This window comes from Lonsdalea quercina subsp. quercina (assembly GCF_000688695.1).
Taxonomy (GTDB): domain Bacteria; phylum Pseudomonadota; class Gammaproteobacteria; order Enterobacterales; family Enterobacteriaceae; genus Lonsdalea; species Lonsdalea quercina_D.
In genome coordinates this window covers 402589-416818 of sequence record NZ_JIBQ01000005.1, presented here as the reverse complement: position 1 = coordinate 416818, position 14230 = coordinate 402589, and the positions used below count along the sequence as shown (strand labels likewise).

Here is a 14230-nt window from a genome sequence, read left to right as displayed (position 1 = left end):
TATGGCGCTGTCCGGCAGAAGTTGTATTCGGAAAGGTTTTCTATATGATAGTAATTATCATTATCGTCATGGTAAGAGACTATGTTGACCGCGATGATTGCCGCCTGCGGGCTATGGGGAATCACCTGGTACTTCGGCAAACCGCTTTCCAGCGCCTGGGGGATTCTGGTTCCTGTTACGTTGATGCCTTTACTGATGCTGCCCGGCATAGACCTGCATTCTCTGAAATACATCGTCACGCTGGCTATGTTGGTAACGCTCGGGATGCTGTTTCATCAGCGGCTACGCCACTATCTGCTGCTGCCGTCCTGCATAGCGCTGGTAGGCGGACTGACGACGCTCTCCGTGACGCTGCGCGGCATCTAGGCTGTAAAGCAATATAAAGAATGGAAATCGAAATAATAAAATGAGAGGGAAAATCGAAAGGATAAAACCGGGAGAGTGATACGTGGTGCGAAGAGAGGGACTTGAACCCTCACGTCCGTTAAGACACTAACACCTGAAGCTAGCGCGTCTACCAATTCCGCCACCTTCGCACATGAAATTTTCTACGTATTCAGTACTGCGCGATCTGTATCACCAGCTTGGTGCGAAGAGAGGGACTTGAACCCTCACGTCCGTTAAGACACTAACACCTGAAGCTAGCGCGTCTACCAATTCCGCCACCTTCGCAGGTACTGTGCAATACAAATCATTGTGGTGAGGTGGTGCGAAGAGAGGGACTTGAACCCTCACGCCCGTTAAGGCACTAACACCTGAAGCTAGCGCGTCTACCAATTCCGCCACCTTCGCAAACCAGGGACATAACGTCACGCAATGTCACCACGGAGGCGAATTCTAGAGATTTTACGGCCGAGGTCAATGATTATTTCCCCTCCGTGCGAGGGTTTGCTGCAAAAAGCGGCGTTCAATCCACCGGAGCCGGCGCGATACACGCCTGCAACCAGTCGACGACAACCTGAATACGCGGGGCCAGGAAGCGTCCGGCGGGGAACATGATGTACAGCGGCATGGGCGGAGGCGGCATGTCTGGCAGGATCTCCACCAGCTCTCCCCGTTCAATCAACGGTCTGAGACTCCTGCGCGGCCCCTGAATAATACCCAGCCCGGCCTGCGCGGCGGCGATATACGCATCTACGCCGCTGACGTCCACCCACGTGGGCAGGCTCTGCGTGAGCAACTGTCCATCCTGAACGAACTCAAGGGGATAGCGGTGCAGGTTGCGCAGAGAAAAATAGCCGACCATCCGATGACCCGCCAGCTCGGCCAGAGAAGACGGTAATCCGTGCTCAGCGCAATACTCAGCGGAGGCGCAGGAGAGCTGCGGCAACGGCGGCAATTGCCGAGCGGAGAGCGAATCATCCTCCAACTGCCACGCCCGCACCACGCAATCTACGCCCTCACGCTGGACGTTAATCGCCGCGTCGTTGGCGCTCAGCACCAGCCGGATGCGCGGATACTGGCGATAAAACGCTGGCAGCGCGGGAATAACGAGTTCTCGGGCCATCGAGTGCGGCATGTCGATACGCACCTGTCCGCTGGGTTGCTGTTGCTGCCGGGTGAACATGGCGTCGCTTTCATCGAAAGCGGATAACAGCTGCGTGCAGCGCTGATAGTAAAGCCGCCCTTCATCCGTGATGCGTACCTGACGCGTCGTCCGTTCCGCCAACCTGACGCCCAGCCGCAGCTCCAGCCGTTTCAGCGTCTGGCTAACCGTAGCTCGCGGAAGCCTTAGCCCTTCGGCCGTTCGACTGAAGTTTTCCGTTTCCACAATGCGGACGAACACGCGCATCGCCTGTATGTGATCCATGAACCCGCCCGCAGGATTGTTTGTGATTTACAAACAGTGTTGCATAAAACGTGTGATTTATCTTTGTTGAGCAAACAACCACACTGGCATTCCCATCACCTATCGAGGACATCAGCATGCAACAGAGAACATTAGGGCCCCGGGGGCCGCAGGTTTCCGCTCTGGGACTGGGCTGTATGGGTATGAGCGATTTCTATTCCACCCATCAGGACGCCAACGAATCCCTTGCCACCCTGCACCGCGCGCTCGAACGGGGTATCACTCTGCTGGATACCGCCGACATGTACGGTCCGTATACCAATGAGCAACTGGTGGGAAAAGCGATCAAGGGCAAACGCGATCGTGTCTTTCTGGCGACCAAATTCGGGATCGTCCGCGATACCGTCAATCTGGATGAGCGTGGTATCTGCGGCAGACCGGAGNATGTGCGGCAGTCGGTGGAAGGCAGCCTGAAACGGCTTGGGGTAGAGACCATCGATCTTTACTATCAGCACCGGGTCGACCCGACGGTGCCGATTGAAGACACCGTCGGCGCGATGGCCGACCTCGTGAAAGAGGGCAAGATTCGTTTTCTCGGATTAAGCGAGGCTTCCGCCGCCACGCTGGAGCGTGCGCACCGCGTTCATCCCATCACCGCGCTGCAAAGCGAATATTCGCTATGGACGCGGGATGTGGAAACACAAATCCTGCCGACCTGCCGTAGGCTGGGGGTCGGTTTCGTTCCCTACAGTCCGTTGGGCCGCGGTTTTCTGACCGGCGCGATCCGGGATCTCGACACGCTGTCTGACGACGACTTCCGTCTCAAAAACCCGCGTTTTCACGGCGATAATTTCACCAGAAACCTGCGTCTGGTCGAACATGTGGAGGCGTTGGCGAAGGTGAAAGGGGTGACGTCCGCACAGCTGGCGCTGGCCTGGGTGTTGGCGCAAGGGGAACACATCGTGCCGATCCCCGGCACCAAACGACGCCGTTATCTGGAAGAGAACATCGGCGCGTTGGATGTGATATTGACTGCTGCGGAGCTGTCAGCCATCGACAGCCTGTTTCCGCTACAGGCCGCTGCGGGCGAGCGCTATGGCGTCGAAGGCATGAACACCATCGATAACGACTAGCCCCTCTCCGCGATCCCCTGCGGCCTGCCGCCGCAGGGGGTCATGCACATTTAAGCACGCGACTTGGCTTTAGCGCCGCGTCCCATAATCGCCTGATACACCCGGAAACGGCCATTCTGCGCCAGCACTTCGTGGCTGCCAAACGTCTCATCCAGCAGCGCCGGATAAGGCAGGAAGGCGTTAGCGACAATGCGCAGCTTGCCGCCGATGTTCAGATGCGCCGCCGCGCCGCGGATCAAGGCTTCCGCCGCGTGCAGGCTGGTTTGCATCCCGTCATGGAAGGGCGGGTTGGAAATGATCATGTCGAAACGACCGGCAACATCCGAGTAGACGTTGCTGGCGATGACGGCGCCTTCCAGCTCGTTACGCGCCAGCGTCGCCCGGCTGGCTTCCAGCGCAGCGGCGTTCACATCGCTCAGCGTCAGACGGATTTTCGGCGCGCGCTGGGCAAACGCCACGGCCAGAACGCCCGCGCCGCAGGCAATATCCAGCACTTTCCCTTTCGAATGCGGTTCCAGCGTGCCAAGCAGCAGCTGGCTACCATTATCCAGCCCATCGCGGCTGAACACGCCCGGCAGCGTACGTACCGGTACGCCGTCCACATCATATTCATGCCACCAGCGTTCCAGCTCGAAGGTCGGCGTCTGTTCCAGACGACCGTGATATAAACCACAGCGACGCGCGCTGTCGATTTTGGTCAGCGCGGTGAAGTCCGCCAGCAGCGTTTCCGCGCTGCGTACGCCGCAGCGGTTCTCGCCCACCACGAAGATATCGCAGCCGACAGGCAGCAGCGATAGCAGATTGGACAGCTGGAACTGGGCTTCCTGCTTGCTTTTCGGCCAGTAGTAAATCAGGGTATCGCAACCCGCCACCGTGTCAGCGTCGGCCAGCAGGGCGAAATGCGCCGCCTCGCCCATCGTCCGGTTTAGCTGCTGCCAGTGGTGGTACTGCATCGTGTGCACGCGGACGTCTTCCGCCTCAAACTGGGCGGGCAAGGTATCTTGCAAATCACCGGCAAACAGCACTCGGCGGGTGGAAAAATCATCGCTGTGACGCAGTATCACTTCACTGGCGGGGGTAAATGCGGACATCAGGCTTCAAACTCCTCAATTAACTGAGCGACGATTATAGAGGTTTGTTGCCGCATGTTCGATGGGTTTGCTAGCATAGCGGCGCATACTCGCGCTCCGGACAAGGTAAGGCATGACATCACATCGGGACAGGCTGCTACAGCAATTGGGCATTACGCAGTGGACATTGCGCCGCCCCGCCGCGCTGCAGGGCGAAATCGCCATCAGTCTGCCGTCGACGGTTCGTCTGCTGATCGTCGCCGATCCGCTCCCTGCGACCGATGATCCGCTATTGCAGGATGTACTCAGAAGTCTGCAATTAACCCCCGAACAGATCTACAGCCTGCTGCCGCAGCAGGTAGAAATGTTGCCGGACACCCGCGATTGCCCGGCCTGGTGGCTGGGCGCCTCCCCCATGCAGCCGTCGCAAGACGTGCAGCTTTCCAGCCCGGCGTTGTCCGAGCTTGACCATAACCCGGACGCCAAGCGCGCGCTGTGGCGGCAAATTTGTCAATATGAACACGATCTCTACCCTGACCTCCGCCGATCTGACGACAGCCTTTCAGATTGAGCGCCTAAGCCACGCCTTTCCGTGGACGGAAAAGACCTTTCTCAGCAACCAAGGCGAACGTTACTTCAACCTAAAACTGAGCCATGACGAACAAATGGTCGCCTTCGCGATAACGCAGATCGTGCTGGACGAAGCCACGCTGTTCAATATTGCGGTGCATCCCGAGCATCAGCGTCTCGGCTACGGCCGTTCGCTCATGGAACACCTGATCGCCGAGCTGGAGCAGCGCGGCATCCTGACGCTGTGGCTCGAAGTCCGCGCGTCAAATCAACAGGCTATCGCGTTGTATCAGTTTTTGGGTTTTAATGAGGTCTCCATCAGGCGGAATTACTATCCCACGAAGGAAGGTCGTGAAGACGCCATCATTATGGCCCTGCCGCTGGGATAATCCCCTGTCAGACATGCTCTGGCAGGCGAGTAACGAATTCTTCCCAACTTGGCATAAAAATTGAAATGCAAATTATTCTCAATTAGAATGCCGACCTCTTTTTTATATTCAGGGACTGAAGGAACTCGATATTCATTATGTCTGCGGTTAACGTACCGACCTCGCCCGATTTTTGTCAGCTCTACCAGCAGCATCACGGTTGGCTGCAGAGCCTGCTGCGCAAACGCCTGGGAAACCTGTGCGACGCAGCGGATCTGGCGCAGGAAGTCTTTCTGCAGTTACTGATGAAACCCCGCGAGTTCGACAGTCACCACGGCACCCGCGCTTATTTAAGCGTTATGGCGCAGGGAATGTGCGTCGATCTCTGGCGACGCAAGGCGCTGGAACAGGCCTGGCTGGAGTCGTTGCAGCATCATGCGACGGACGCCTCCCTGTCAGCCGAACAGCACTCCATCGTGCTGGAAACGCTGTTTCAAGTGGACAGCATGCTGCGTCATCTCCCTGAAAAAACGCGTTCGGCATTCGTGATGTCGCAAATTCAGGGGATGACCTACGCGCAAATCGCCTCCGTCTTGCACGTGTCTGAACGTATGGTGAAAAAGTATATGGCGCAGGCCATGCTGCACTGCATTCTTATCGAAACAGACACCGACGTCGCGCCGCCGACCCGGCGCAGCTGAGTCAGGCAGGTCGATCGCCCATGCCTTTCCCCCCTTCCCCGCCACCCAAGCCCGGCTTCGAGTCTCTGCAAGAGGCGGCGGACTGGTATGCGCAATTGTTGGAGGACGACGGGGAGCACAGTGCGCTGCGTCAACGCTGGCAACGCTGGCTGGATGAAAGCGCCGAACATCGGGAAGCCTGGATTTACGTGCAGACAATTAGCCAGCGCTTTCAGCCGCTGCGGGGCGAACTGCATCAGCCGAGCACGGAGGCTCTTCTGCGCTCGCCGCGCGTCAGCCGCCGCCGGGCGCTGAAGCTGACGGCGTTGCTGACGTCCGGCGGGCTGCTGTCCTGGATGGGTTATCGCTATACCCCGCTGCGCGAGTCGCTGCTGGCGATGACCGCCGACAGTCGCACCGTGACCGGCGAGATAAAACCCATGACGCTGACCGATGGTTCGCGTATCTGGCTGGATACCGCCAGCGCCATGGATATTCGCTATACGACGGCGGAGCGGCAGTTGTTTCTGCGCGCCGGCCAAATATTCATCGCCACCGCGCCTGACCCCCTGCGGCCTTTTGTCGTGGTCAGCGAACAAGGCAGGATTCAGGCGCTGGGCACACGCTTCAGCGTCAGCCAGCAGGACGAGAGCACGCAGCTCAACGTCTACGACGGCATCGTCGCCGTCACGCCCCGACAGAATGGTGCCACGCGCCGCGTCAACGCCGGTCAGCAATGGCGTTTCACCGCCGACGGTCTGGGAACGATCGATCGTTTGGACAGCGCCGACGCCGACTGGCGACGGGGTAAATTAAGCGCGGACGATACCCCGCTTGGCGAGGTGATTGCCCGTTTGTCCCGCTACAGACGCGGTTATCTGTCCTGCGATCCGGATATCGCCGCGCTCCGGCTGGTGGGAACCTTCCCGCTGGACAACACCGACAAGGCGCTGGATATGATGTCCCGGGCGCTGCCGATCCGCATTCATCGACGTTTTTCCTGGTGGGTGACGGTAGAAAAAAAAGTGTAGCGGTGGCTTCCGTTTTGGTTCCCTTTTTAACCGCTCGTTCGATTCAGTATAAAAACAGGCTTTATTTCTTTTGACTCTGGGTATTAAAGGCTATTCCTATGTTATTCACCGCACCACCTCGCGCTCTCCGGCCGTTGGCTCTGGCCGCCCGTCTTTTTGTTCTGGGCTCACCGGCTATCGTTCTAACTACTGCGCCTGCCAGCGCGGCGGAAAACGCCGCCGTGCAGCACTATGCCATTGTCGCGGGTTCGCTAAGCGAACAGCTTAATCAGTTCGCGCGCCAGTCCGGCATCGATCTCGCGGCCGATGCGGCGCTGACCCAGGGTCTGAACGGCAAAGCGCTGAACGGCGATTATGATGTGGAAAGCGGTCTGGCAACGTTGCTGCAAAGCCACGGTTTGCAGGCGGTGAAACAGGCAGACGGCAGCTTCCTGCTGCAAAAGGCGCCGACAGAGGACGAATTGGTGGTGGTGGCGCAGGTGAACCATCAGGGGATGACGGAAGGCACCGGTTCCTACACCACCGACAGCATGAGCACGGCAACGGAGCTGACCCTTTCGCCAAGAGAAACCCCCCAGTCGGTCAGCGTCGTTACCCGCTCTCGGATGAATGAGCAGCACATGACCTCGCTGGATGAAGCGATGGGTCAGACCACCGGCGTCAATGTGGTGAACAATAGTTCCTATCAGGTGCAATTCCAGTCGCGCGGCTTCACGATGGACAACATCAAAGAGGACGGCGCGAACTCCTCCTCTCAAAACAGCGTGTCAGGCATGGGGTACTCCGAGGCGTCCTCCGAATCGCCCGATCTGGCGATCTACGATCATGTCGAGGTCCTTCGAGGCGCTTCCGGCCTGACGCAAGGTAATGGAGAACCGGGCGGCACCGTTAATCTGGTGCGTAAAAAGCCCACCTATAACTTCCAAGGCTACGTCAGCGCCGGCGCGGGTTCTTGGGACAATTACCGCAACGAAATCGACGTTTCCGGTCCTCTGAACGACGATGCCACTCTACGTGGGCGCTTCGTCGGCGTTTATCAGGATAAGCAAAGCGCGGTGGATTACGTCGATAGCGACCGCAGCGTGCTATATGGGACGCTGGCATGGGATATCACCCCTAATACCACGCTGACGACCGGAGTCAACTGGCAGAAAACCCATACGGTGCCCGATCTGTACGGCATACCGATGAGCAGCGACGGCAGTAGCCTCGGCCTTTCACACTCGACGTTCCTCGGCGCGAGTTGGAACCGTATCGAGTTTGATAAAATCAATCCTTTCATCGAATTTGAGCATAAGTTCGAAAATGACTGGGCGCTGAAAAGCACGCTGAATTACACACACGCCGAAGCGAAAAGTAAAACCATCGGGAGCTACGGTAGTGTAACTCCGAAACTCAATAACGCTCTCCAACGTGATAATCAATCCGACCAGTGGAGTTATAATCTCAGTCTAAAAGGACCTTTCGAATTACTGGGCCGCTCCCACGAACTGGTGATTGGCGGCGAATATCAGAAAGAGAACTTTGACAACCTCTACGGCCGAATCCTCAAAACCGACGCAGTAGATATTTACCATTGGAACGCCAGCGAACTGGCCGAGCCGGAATGGCCGGACTACACCAATCGCTACCGTTATAACCTCTACCAACGCGCATTGTTCGCCACGACCCGACTGGAGCTGGCGGATCACTGGAAGCTCATTCTCGGCAGCCGCTATAGCGCCTACAGCTATGACATGTACTCTACGAATCGAACTACGGACGTCACCAATCACAGCAGCGGCTACAAAGTGCGCGATAAACTGATCCCCTTCGGCGGGCTATTGTGGGACTTCAGCGATCATTACACGTGGTATGCCAGCTACAGCGATATCTTCAAACCACAGGAAGATATTGATCGCTCAGGCAACATGCTGCCTGCGGTGACAGGAAAAAACTACGAAACGGGGATCAAGGGCGAGTTCTTCGACGGCGATCTGAACACGTCTGTCGCTCTCTATCGCATCATTCAAGCCAATCGTGCCGTGGAGGACACTAACTGCCTCACCAGCGAATACTGCTATCGTTCACAAGGCAAAGTGCGCAGCCAAGGGGTAGAACTGGAAGCCTCGGGCAAACTGGCGGAAGGATGGCAACTGTTTGCAGGCTACACGCTGACCAACACTAAATATTTGGAAGGCGAAGAGGGCGAAAAAGGACAGACCTACAACCGCTATACGCCACAGCACATGTTTAAATTGTACAGCAGCTACAAATTACCGGGACGTCTCAATCAATGGAGTGTTGGCGTCGGGATGACAGCGCAAACCGACACCAGCTCGAACTACGATATCCAGCAAGGCGGTTACACGCTGTATAACGCCAACATCAGCTATCAGTACAACAAGCACCTCAGCTTTAATCTGGTGGGCAACAACCTGACGAATAAAGAGTACTACCGGACGCTGAATAACCGCATCATTAACGGGAATAACTACTATGGCGATCCGCGTAACTTCATGCTGACGGCGAAGTGGGACTTCTAATGACGTTGATGACTCACTCTTTTAACGTGTTACGCCATGCAGACGCTTAAACGTTTTTATCAACTGGTCGCGCCGTTGTGGTTATCGGCGCAGGCGATAGTGCTGTGGCTGCTGTTGCTGGTCGTGGTTGCGCTGACGCTGTCCGTCGTAGGCATCAGCGTGCTCTACAACAACTGGAGCAAGGACTTTTACGATGCGCTGGCGGACTTCTTCCAGCACGCCTCGGTCGCCGATCTGATTTGGCGCTATCTCGGGTATACCGCGCTGTTCGTCCTGGTGATTATCAGCGGCAACTGGCTGAAAAAAGCGCTGATCTTGCGCTGGCGCGACATGATGACCCAGCACTATGAAACACAGTGGCTACGGGATCATGCGCATTATCGGCTGCAACAGGATCCCTCCGGCACGCCGGATAACCCGGACCAGCGTATTGCCGAAGATATCCGCCTGCTTTGCGAGCAAAGTCTGGAACTGCTGCTGTCGCTGCTGAAAAACATGGTCGGCCTGCTGTCCTTTATCGCCATCCTATGGGGCATCTCCGGGGTACAGACGTTCACGATCGGCGGGCATACCGTCACGATCCACGGTTATCTGGTCTGGATTGCTTTGATCTACGCCCTGGTCGGCAGCATTCTTACCCACGCACTTGGCTTTCCCCTGCATCGCACCAACCATCAGATGCAGAAAGTCGAGGCCGACTATCGCGCCAGCCTGATCCGGGTCAACAACCACAGCGAACAAATCGCTTTTTATCAGGGCGATGAAATCGAAAACAGGCGGCTGCGCGACCGCTTCCGCGCCGTGCTCGCCACCGGCTACCGTCTGATGGGGCAAGAGTTTCGATTGGAAAGCTTCACGGTCAGCTATTTTCGTTTCAGCCTGATCGTGCCGGTTTTCGCGGTGCTTCCGCTGTATCTCGCCCATAAGGTCTCGTTGGGCGCGATCATGCAGGCCAAAACCGCCTTCGGCTACGTGCTGGACGCTTTCGGCTGGTTCGTCGACAGTTATCGCCAGTTGGCGCGTTGGTCTGCCACGATCGAACGTCTTTGGCAGCTGCAACAGCGGTTAGAGGCGTTGCCGACAACGACGACGCGCACGCCTCAAGGCGAAGCGCTGCAAATTCACCAGTTGACCGTGCTGCGGCCGCAAGGCCGGGCGCTGCTCGCCCCCTGCTCCGCGCGGGTGAAACCGGGCGAGTGGTGTAGCCTGCAAGGCGCCAGCGGGATCGGCAAAACCACGCTGCTGCGGGCGCTCGCGGGACTGTGGCCTTATACGACCGGACGCTGGTATCTGCCGTCTGGGCGCGTGCTGTTTCTGCCTCAGAAGCCCTATCTGCCGCAGGGTACGCTGCGGCAGGCATTGACCTATCCGCAAACAAAAGAGTTCAGCGATGCGGTGTTGCAGGAAGCGCTGGTCGATATGCATCTGGGGCATCTGAGCACAGAGCTGGATGCCGATGAGCCTTGGGCGCAACGGCTGTCCGGCGGCGAGCAACAGCGGCTTTCGCTCATTCGGGCGATCCTGATGAAACCGACGCTGCTGTGTCTGGATGAGGCAACCAGCCAGTTGGATGAGGAGACCGCGATAGAGGTCATGAAACGGCTGCGCCGACATTTGCCGGGCACCATCGTGCTCTCCGTCACGCATCAGTCGGTGCTGAATCCGCTGTTCGAAACTCAAATCCATCTCCAACCTGCGTCCCCGCCGTAATCTGGCGAAGCCGGATAGCGATTCCGCTGTCCGGCCGTCAGCGCAAGAGTCAGCTTCTCCGCGATTAACCACCTCGAACCCGCATGCAGACGCACGCGATGATAGATTTTCTGCTTGCGGGCTTTCATAATCGGCAATTCAATTACCCGGCTTCGCCAGGGACAGATCGTGCATTTTGCGGTCCAACCCAGCACTCATGCACACTTGCCGTTAGCGTATGACCGGCAGCTTTTCTCCAGGAAACGAAGCTATGTCTCAGTCCCCTTCTGCGGGCGCTCAGCCATCGCGGCTGATCGCCTTTTTTATTCTGACCCTCCCGCCGCTGCTGTGGGCTGGCAACTTCATCATCGGACGCGCGGTGCGCAACGAGATCCCGCCGGTGACGCTGACTCTGGTGCGCTGGCTTATCGCGCTGGTCTGCATCCTGCCTTTTGCATGGAAATATATTCGCCGCGATGCCGGACGCTATCGGGCGTTTCCTCTCCGTATCGTCGCCATATCCCTCAGCGGGATCGTGTTCTTCAGTCTGCTGACCTATATCGGACTGCATCACACTTCCGGCACGAATGCGCTGCTGCTCAACTCCTGTATCCCGGTGTTAATCATGCTGTTCGCCGGTCTGTTTTACGGTCAGCCGCTGAGGCTCTTGCAGGCGACAGGCCTGTTGATTTCATTCTGCGGCGTACTGGCCATTATTTTCCACGGCGATATGGCGGGGTTGCTGTCGCTGTCCTTTTCGTCCGGCGACCTGATGCTGCTGGGCGCGATGGCCAGCTTCTCGCTTTATACGCTGTGGCTGAAAAAAATTCCGCCCGAGGTCAGCCGTCTGGGGCTGCTGGGCGTGCAGGTGATTATCTCGCTAATCGTCATATTTCCCTTCTGGCTGTGGGAGAGCCGCAGCGGCGCGAGCGCGGTTTGGGATCGCACCACGCTGTCAGCCGTGCTCTATCTGGGGATCTTTCCGTCTTTTGTGGCCTACTTGCTGTTTGGCCGCGGCGTAACGCTAATCGGCGCGGCGCGAGCCGGGCTGACCATCCACCTGATTCCCGTGTTCGGCGTGGCCCTGTCGGTACTGTTTCTGGGCGAACAAATCCATCTTTATCATCTGGTGGGGGTCGCCACCATTTTTGCAGGCATCACGCTGGCAAGCCGCCAATCGATAGCGCGTTAGTCAGGTCAGAAAAACAGAGTGGGATAAAGGATAAGGCGGGAAGTGCTGGCTAAAACACAGGCGCCCCGCCGAAGCGGAGCGCCTGAAGGGAATGGGGGTCGGCGAAAGCCGGTCCCATTTCAAGACGACAAAATTAGTCTTTGTCGCCCAGCAGAACGGATTCGAGCGCGATTTCGATCATCTCATTGAACGTGGTCTGACGCTCTTCCGCCGTGGTGACTTCCTGAGTACGGATATGGTCGGACACGGTGCAGATCGCCAGCGCCTTGGCGCCGAATTCAGCGGCAACACCGTAGATGCCCGCCGCTTCCATCTCCACGCCCAGCACGCCGTATTTCTCCATCACGTCGAACATCTGCGGATCCGGCGTGTAGAACAGATCGGCGGAGAACAGGTTGCCCACGCGTACTTTAACGCCGCGGGTGTTGGCCGCGTCGACCGCATGACGCAGCAGATCGTAGTCGGCGATCGCCGCGAAGTCGTGATCCTTGAAACGCATGCGGTTCACTTTGGAGTCGGTGCAGGCGCCCATGCCGATCACCACATCGCGAATTTTCACGTTTTCGCTGACCGCGCCGCAGGAGCCGATGCGGATAATTTTTTCCACGCCGAACTCGGTGATCAGTTCTTTCGCATAGATGGAGCAAGACGGGATGCCCATGCCGTGTCCCATCACCGAAATACGGCGGCCTTTATAGGTGCCGGTGAAGCCCAACATGCCGCGCACGTTATTCACTTCCACCGCGTCTTCCAGAAAGGTGTCGGCAATGTATTTTGCGCGCAGCGGATCGCCCGGCATCAGTACCACGTCCGCAAAATCACCCATTTCAGCATTAATGTGAGGCGTAGCCATCCTTATTGTTCCTTTTTCATCAGCATAAATAGTGGTTGTTCCGTCAGCCTACCGGCTCACAGCATTGAGGTTCCATAGTCCATCGGCGACACGCCGAAATAGCTTGCCACCGTCTGCCCGATATCCGCGAAGGTCGTGCGATGACCGCGCGATCCCGGCTGAACCTGCGGACCATAAATCAGTACCGGTACGTGTTCACGCGTATGATCTGTGCCTGGCCAGGTGGGATCGCAGCCGTGATCCGCCGTCAGGATCAGGATATCGCCTTCACCGACCTTCGCCATCAGCTCAGGCAACCGGCGGTCGAATAGCTCCAGCGCGGCGGCATAGCCTGGCACGTCGCGGCGATGGCCATAAGAGGAGTCGAAGTCGACAAAGTTGGTAAACACGATCGTCTCGTCGCCAGCGGCATCCATTTCTTTCAGCGTTGCATCAAACAGCGCGTCCAGACCGGTGGCCTTGACCTTTTTGGTGATGCCGACGTTGGCGTAAATATCGGCAATCTTGCCGACCGATACGACGTGGCCTTTTTTTTCATCCACCAGCTTTTTCAGCACGGTGGGCGCCGGTGGCTCGACAGCCAGATCGTGACGGTTACCCGTCCGCTGGAAGTTGCCCGCTTTATCCCCCACGAATGGGCGCGCAATCACCCGGCCAATGTTGTAGCCGCCCTCGGTCAGGGCTTCACGCGCGATTTCGCATAGCGCGTACAGGTTGTCCAGCCCGTAGGTTTCTTCATGGCAGGCGATTTGGAATACCGAATCCGCCGAGGTGTAGAAAATCGGCTTGCCGGTCTTCATGTGCTCTTCACCCAGCTCATCCAGAATCACCGTTCCGGAGGAGTGACAGTTGCCGAGATAACCGGGCAGGTTGGCGCGCTCAACCAGCAGATCCAGCAGCGGCTGAGGAAAACTGTTCTGCGTGTCGTGGAAATAGCCCCAGTCGAACAGGACGGGGACGCCCGCAATTTCCCAATGACCCGACGGCGTATCTTTCCCCGAAGAGATTTCGCTGGCGTGGGCATAAGCCCCGATGATGTCCGCTTGCGCATCCAGGCCGGCCGGGAAACGACCGGTTGATGCTTCCGCCGCCTTGCCCAGACCCAGGCGGCTCAGATTCGGTAAAGACAGCGGTCCCTGACGTCCTTGATCGGCGCGGCCTTCCGCACAGGCCTGCGCGATGTGGCCCAACGTATCCGAGCCGACGTCTCCGAACCGCTCGGCGTCGGCGGCGCTGCCGATACCAAACGAATCCAGCACCATAATAAATGCACGTTTCATTTCACTCTCTCCTGCGTTCTTTTCTGGGGGCCATGCTCCACACACGCTTC

At 57.6% G+C, this 14230-nt stretch carries 13 protein-coding genes and 3 tRNA genes; 9 read left to right on the top strand and 7 right to left on the bottom strand.

Going from position 1 to position 14230, the window contains the following annotated elements; genetic code table 11:
- Positions 1-81 precede the first annotated feature (81 nt).
- Positions 82-366 (top strand): DUF1435 domain-containing protein, encoded by a 285-nt coding sequence (locus SB13_RS07005; protein ID WP_026739667.1) that lies wholly within the window; start codon positions 82-84, stop codon positions 364-366.
- Positions 367-449: 83 nt separating this feature from the next.
- Here SB13_RS07005 and SB13_RS07000 read toward each other — a convergent pair.
- From SB13_RS07000 to SB13_RS06985, 4 genes are all read right to left on the bottom strand, one after another.
- Positions 450-536: transfer RNA gene (locus SB13_RS07000), tRNA-Leu, on the bottom strand.
- A 49-nt stretch (positions 537-585) separates the two neighbouring features.
- Positions 586-672: transfer RNA gene (locus tag SB13_RS06995), tRNA-Leu, on the bottom strand.
- A 33-nt stretch (positions 673-705) separates the two neighbouring features.
- Positions 706-792: transfer RNA gene (locus tag SB13_RS06990), tRNA-Leu, on the bottom strand.
- 115 nt (positions 793-907) lie between these two features.
- Positions 908-1810 (bottom strand): LysR family transcriptional regulator, encoded by a 903-nt coding sequence (locus tag SB13_RS06985; RefSeq protein ID WP_026739666.1) that lies wholly within the window; start codon positions 1808-1810, stop codon positions 908-910.
- Between the two features lie 116 nt (positions 1811-1926).
- On the opposite strand from SB13_RS06985, the gene SB13_RS06980 reads away from it, so the two are divergent.
- On the top strand, positions 1927-2922 hold the full coding sequence (locus SB13_RS06980; protein ID WP_026739665.1) for an aldo/keto reductase: 996 nt from the start codon (positions 1927-1929) through the stop codon (positions 2920-2922).
- A 50-nt stretch (positions 2923-2972) separates the two neighbouring features.
- Here SB13_RS06980 and rsmC read toward each other — a convergent pair whose 3' ends face one another.
- Complete coding sequence (rsmC, locus tag SB13_RS06975; RefSeq protein ID WP_026739664.1) at positions 2973-4013, bottom strand: 16S rRNA (guanine(1207)-N(2))-methyltransferase RsmC; 1041 nt, start codon at positions 4011-4013, stop codon at positions 2973-2975.
- 112 nt (positions 4014-4125) lie between these two features.
- Between rsmC and SB13_RS06970 the strand changes: the two genes are divergently transcribed.
- The 7 genes from SB13_RS06970 to SB13_RS06940 all read left to right on the top strand — a co-directional run bounded on the left by SB13_RS06970 (position 4126) and on the right by SB13_RS06940 (position 12047).
- A complete protein-coding gene (locus tag SB13_RS06970; protein ID WP_026739663.1) occupies positions 4126-4563 on the top strand; it encodes a DNA polymerase III subunit psi in 438 nt (145 codons plus the stop codon).
- Entirely contained in the window at positions 4508-4951 is a 444-nt protein-coding gene (rimI, locus tag SB13_RS06965) for a ribosomal protein S18-alanine N-acetyltransferase (RefSeq protein WP_026739662.1), read from the top strand. Before SB13_RS06970 ends, rimI begins: the two co-directional genes overlap by 56 nt.
- Positions 4952-5088: 137 nt before the next feature.
- On the top strand, positions 5089-5631 hold the full coding sequence (locus SB13_RS06960; protein WP_026739661.1) for a sigma-70 family RNA polymerase sigma factor: 543 nt from the start codon (positions 5089-5091) through the stop codon (positions 5629-5631).
- Positions 5632-5651: 20 nt separating this feature from the next.
- On the top strand, positions 5652-6641 hold the full coding sequence (locus SB13_RS06955; RefSeq protein WP_026739660.1) for a FecR domain-containing protein: 990 nt from the start codon (positions 5652-5654) through the stop codon (positions 6639-6641).
- A 98-nt stretch (positions 6642-6739) separates the two neighbouring features.
- On the top strand, positions 6740-9166 hold the full coding sequence (locus SB13_RS06950; protein ID WP_036149984.1) for a TonB-dependent siderophore receptor: 2427 nt from the start codon (positions 6740-6742) through the stop codon (positions 9164-9166).
- 36 nt (positions 9167-9202) lie between these two features.
- On the top strand, positions 9203-10876 hold the full coding sequence (locus tag SB13_RS06945; RefSeq protein WP_026739658.1) for an ABC transporter ATP-binding protein/permease: 1674 nt from the start codon (positions 9203-9205) through the stop codon (positions 10874-10876).
- Between the two features lie 250 nt (positions 10877-11126).
- On the top strand, positions 11127-12047 hold the full coding sequence (locus SB13_RS06940; RefSeq protein WP_026739657.1) for a DMT family transporter: 921 nt from the start codon (positions 11127-11129) through the stop codon (positions 12045-12047).
- Positions 12048-12180: 133 nt separating this feature from the next.
- Here the strand turns inward: SB13_RS06940 and deoD are convergent, their stop codons facing one another.
- Together deoD and deoB are read right to left on the bottom strand one after the other, a co-directional pair.
- Positions 12181-12900, bottom strand: coding sequence for a purine-nucleoside phosphorylase (deoD, locus tag SB13_RS06935; protein WP_026739656.1), 720 nt, complete (start codon positions 12898-12900; stop codon positions 12181-12183).
- 56 nt (positions 12901-12956) lie between these two features.
- Positions 12957-14180, bottom strand: a complete 1224-nt coding sequence (gene deoB, locus SB13_RS06930; protein WP_026739655.1) for a phosphopentomutase — start codon at positions 14178-14180, stop codon at positions 12957-12959.
- Positions 14181-14230: the final 50 nt, after the last annotated feature.

Bases quoted from the DNA above. Each gene is read 5' to 3' on its own strand.
- SB13_RS07005 (WP_026739667.1), top strand. From the start codon at position 82: ATGTTGACCGCGATGATTGCCGCCTGCGGGCTATGGGGAATCACCTGG.
- SB13_RS06985 (WP_026739666.1), bottom strand. From the start codon at position 1,810: ATGGATCACATACAGGCGATGCGCGTGTTCGTCCGCATTGTGGAAACG.
- rsmC (WP_026739664.1), bottom strand. From the start codon at position 4,013: ATGTCCGCATTTACCCCCGCCAGTGAAGTGATACTGCGTCACAGCGAT.
- SB13_RS06970 (WP_026739663.1), top strand. From the start codon at position 4,126: ATGACATCACATCGGGACAGGCTGCTACAGCAATTGGGCATTACGCAG.
- rimI (WP_026739662.1), top strand. From the start codon at position 4,508: ATGAACACGATCTCTACCCTGACCTCCGCCGATCTGACGACAGCCTTT.
- SB13_RS06960 (WP_026739661.1), top strand. From the start codon at position 5,089: ATGTCTGCGGTTAACGTACCGACCTCGCCCGATTTTTGTCAGCTCTAC.
- SB13_RS06955 (WP_026739660.1), top strand. From the start codon at position 5,652: ATGCCTTTCCCCCCTTCCCCGCCACCCAAGCCCGGCTTCGAGTCTCTG.
- SB13_RS06950 (WP_036149984.1), top strand. From the start codon at position 6,740: ATGTTATTCACCGCACCACCTCGCGCTCTCCGGCCGTTGGCTCTGGCC.
- SB13_RS06945 (WP_026739658.1), top strand. From the start codon at position 9,203: ATGCAGACGCTTAAACGTTTTTATCAACTGGTCGCGCCGTTGTGGTTA.
- SB13_RS06940 (WP_026739657.1), top strand. From the start codon at position 11,127: ATGTCTCAGTCCCCTTCTGCGGGCGCTCAGCCATCGCGGCTGATCGCC.
- deoD (WP_026739656.1), bottom strand. From the start codon at position 12,900: ATGGCTACGCCTCACATTAATGCTGAAATGGGTGATTTTGCGGACGTG.
- deoB (WP_026739655.1), bottom strand. From the start codon at position 14,180: ATGAAACGTGCATTTATTATGGTGCTGGATTCGTTTGGTATCGGCAGC.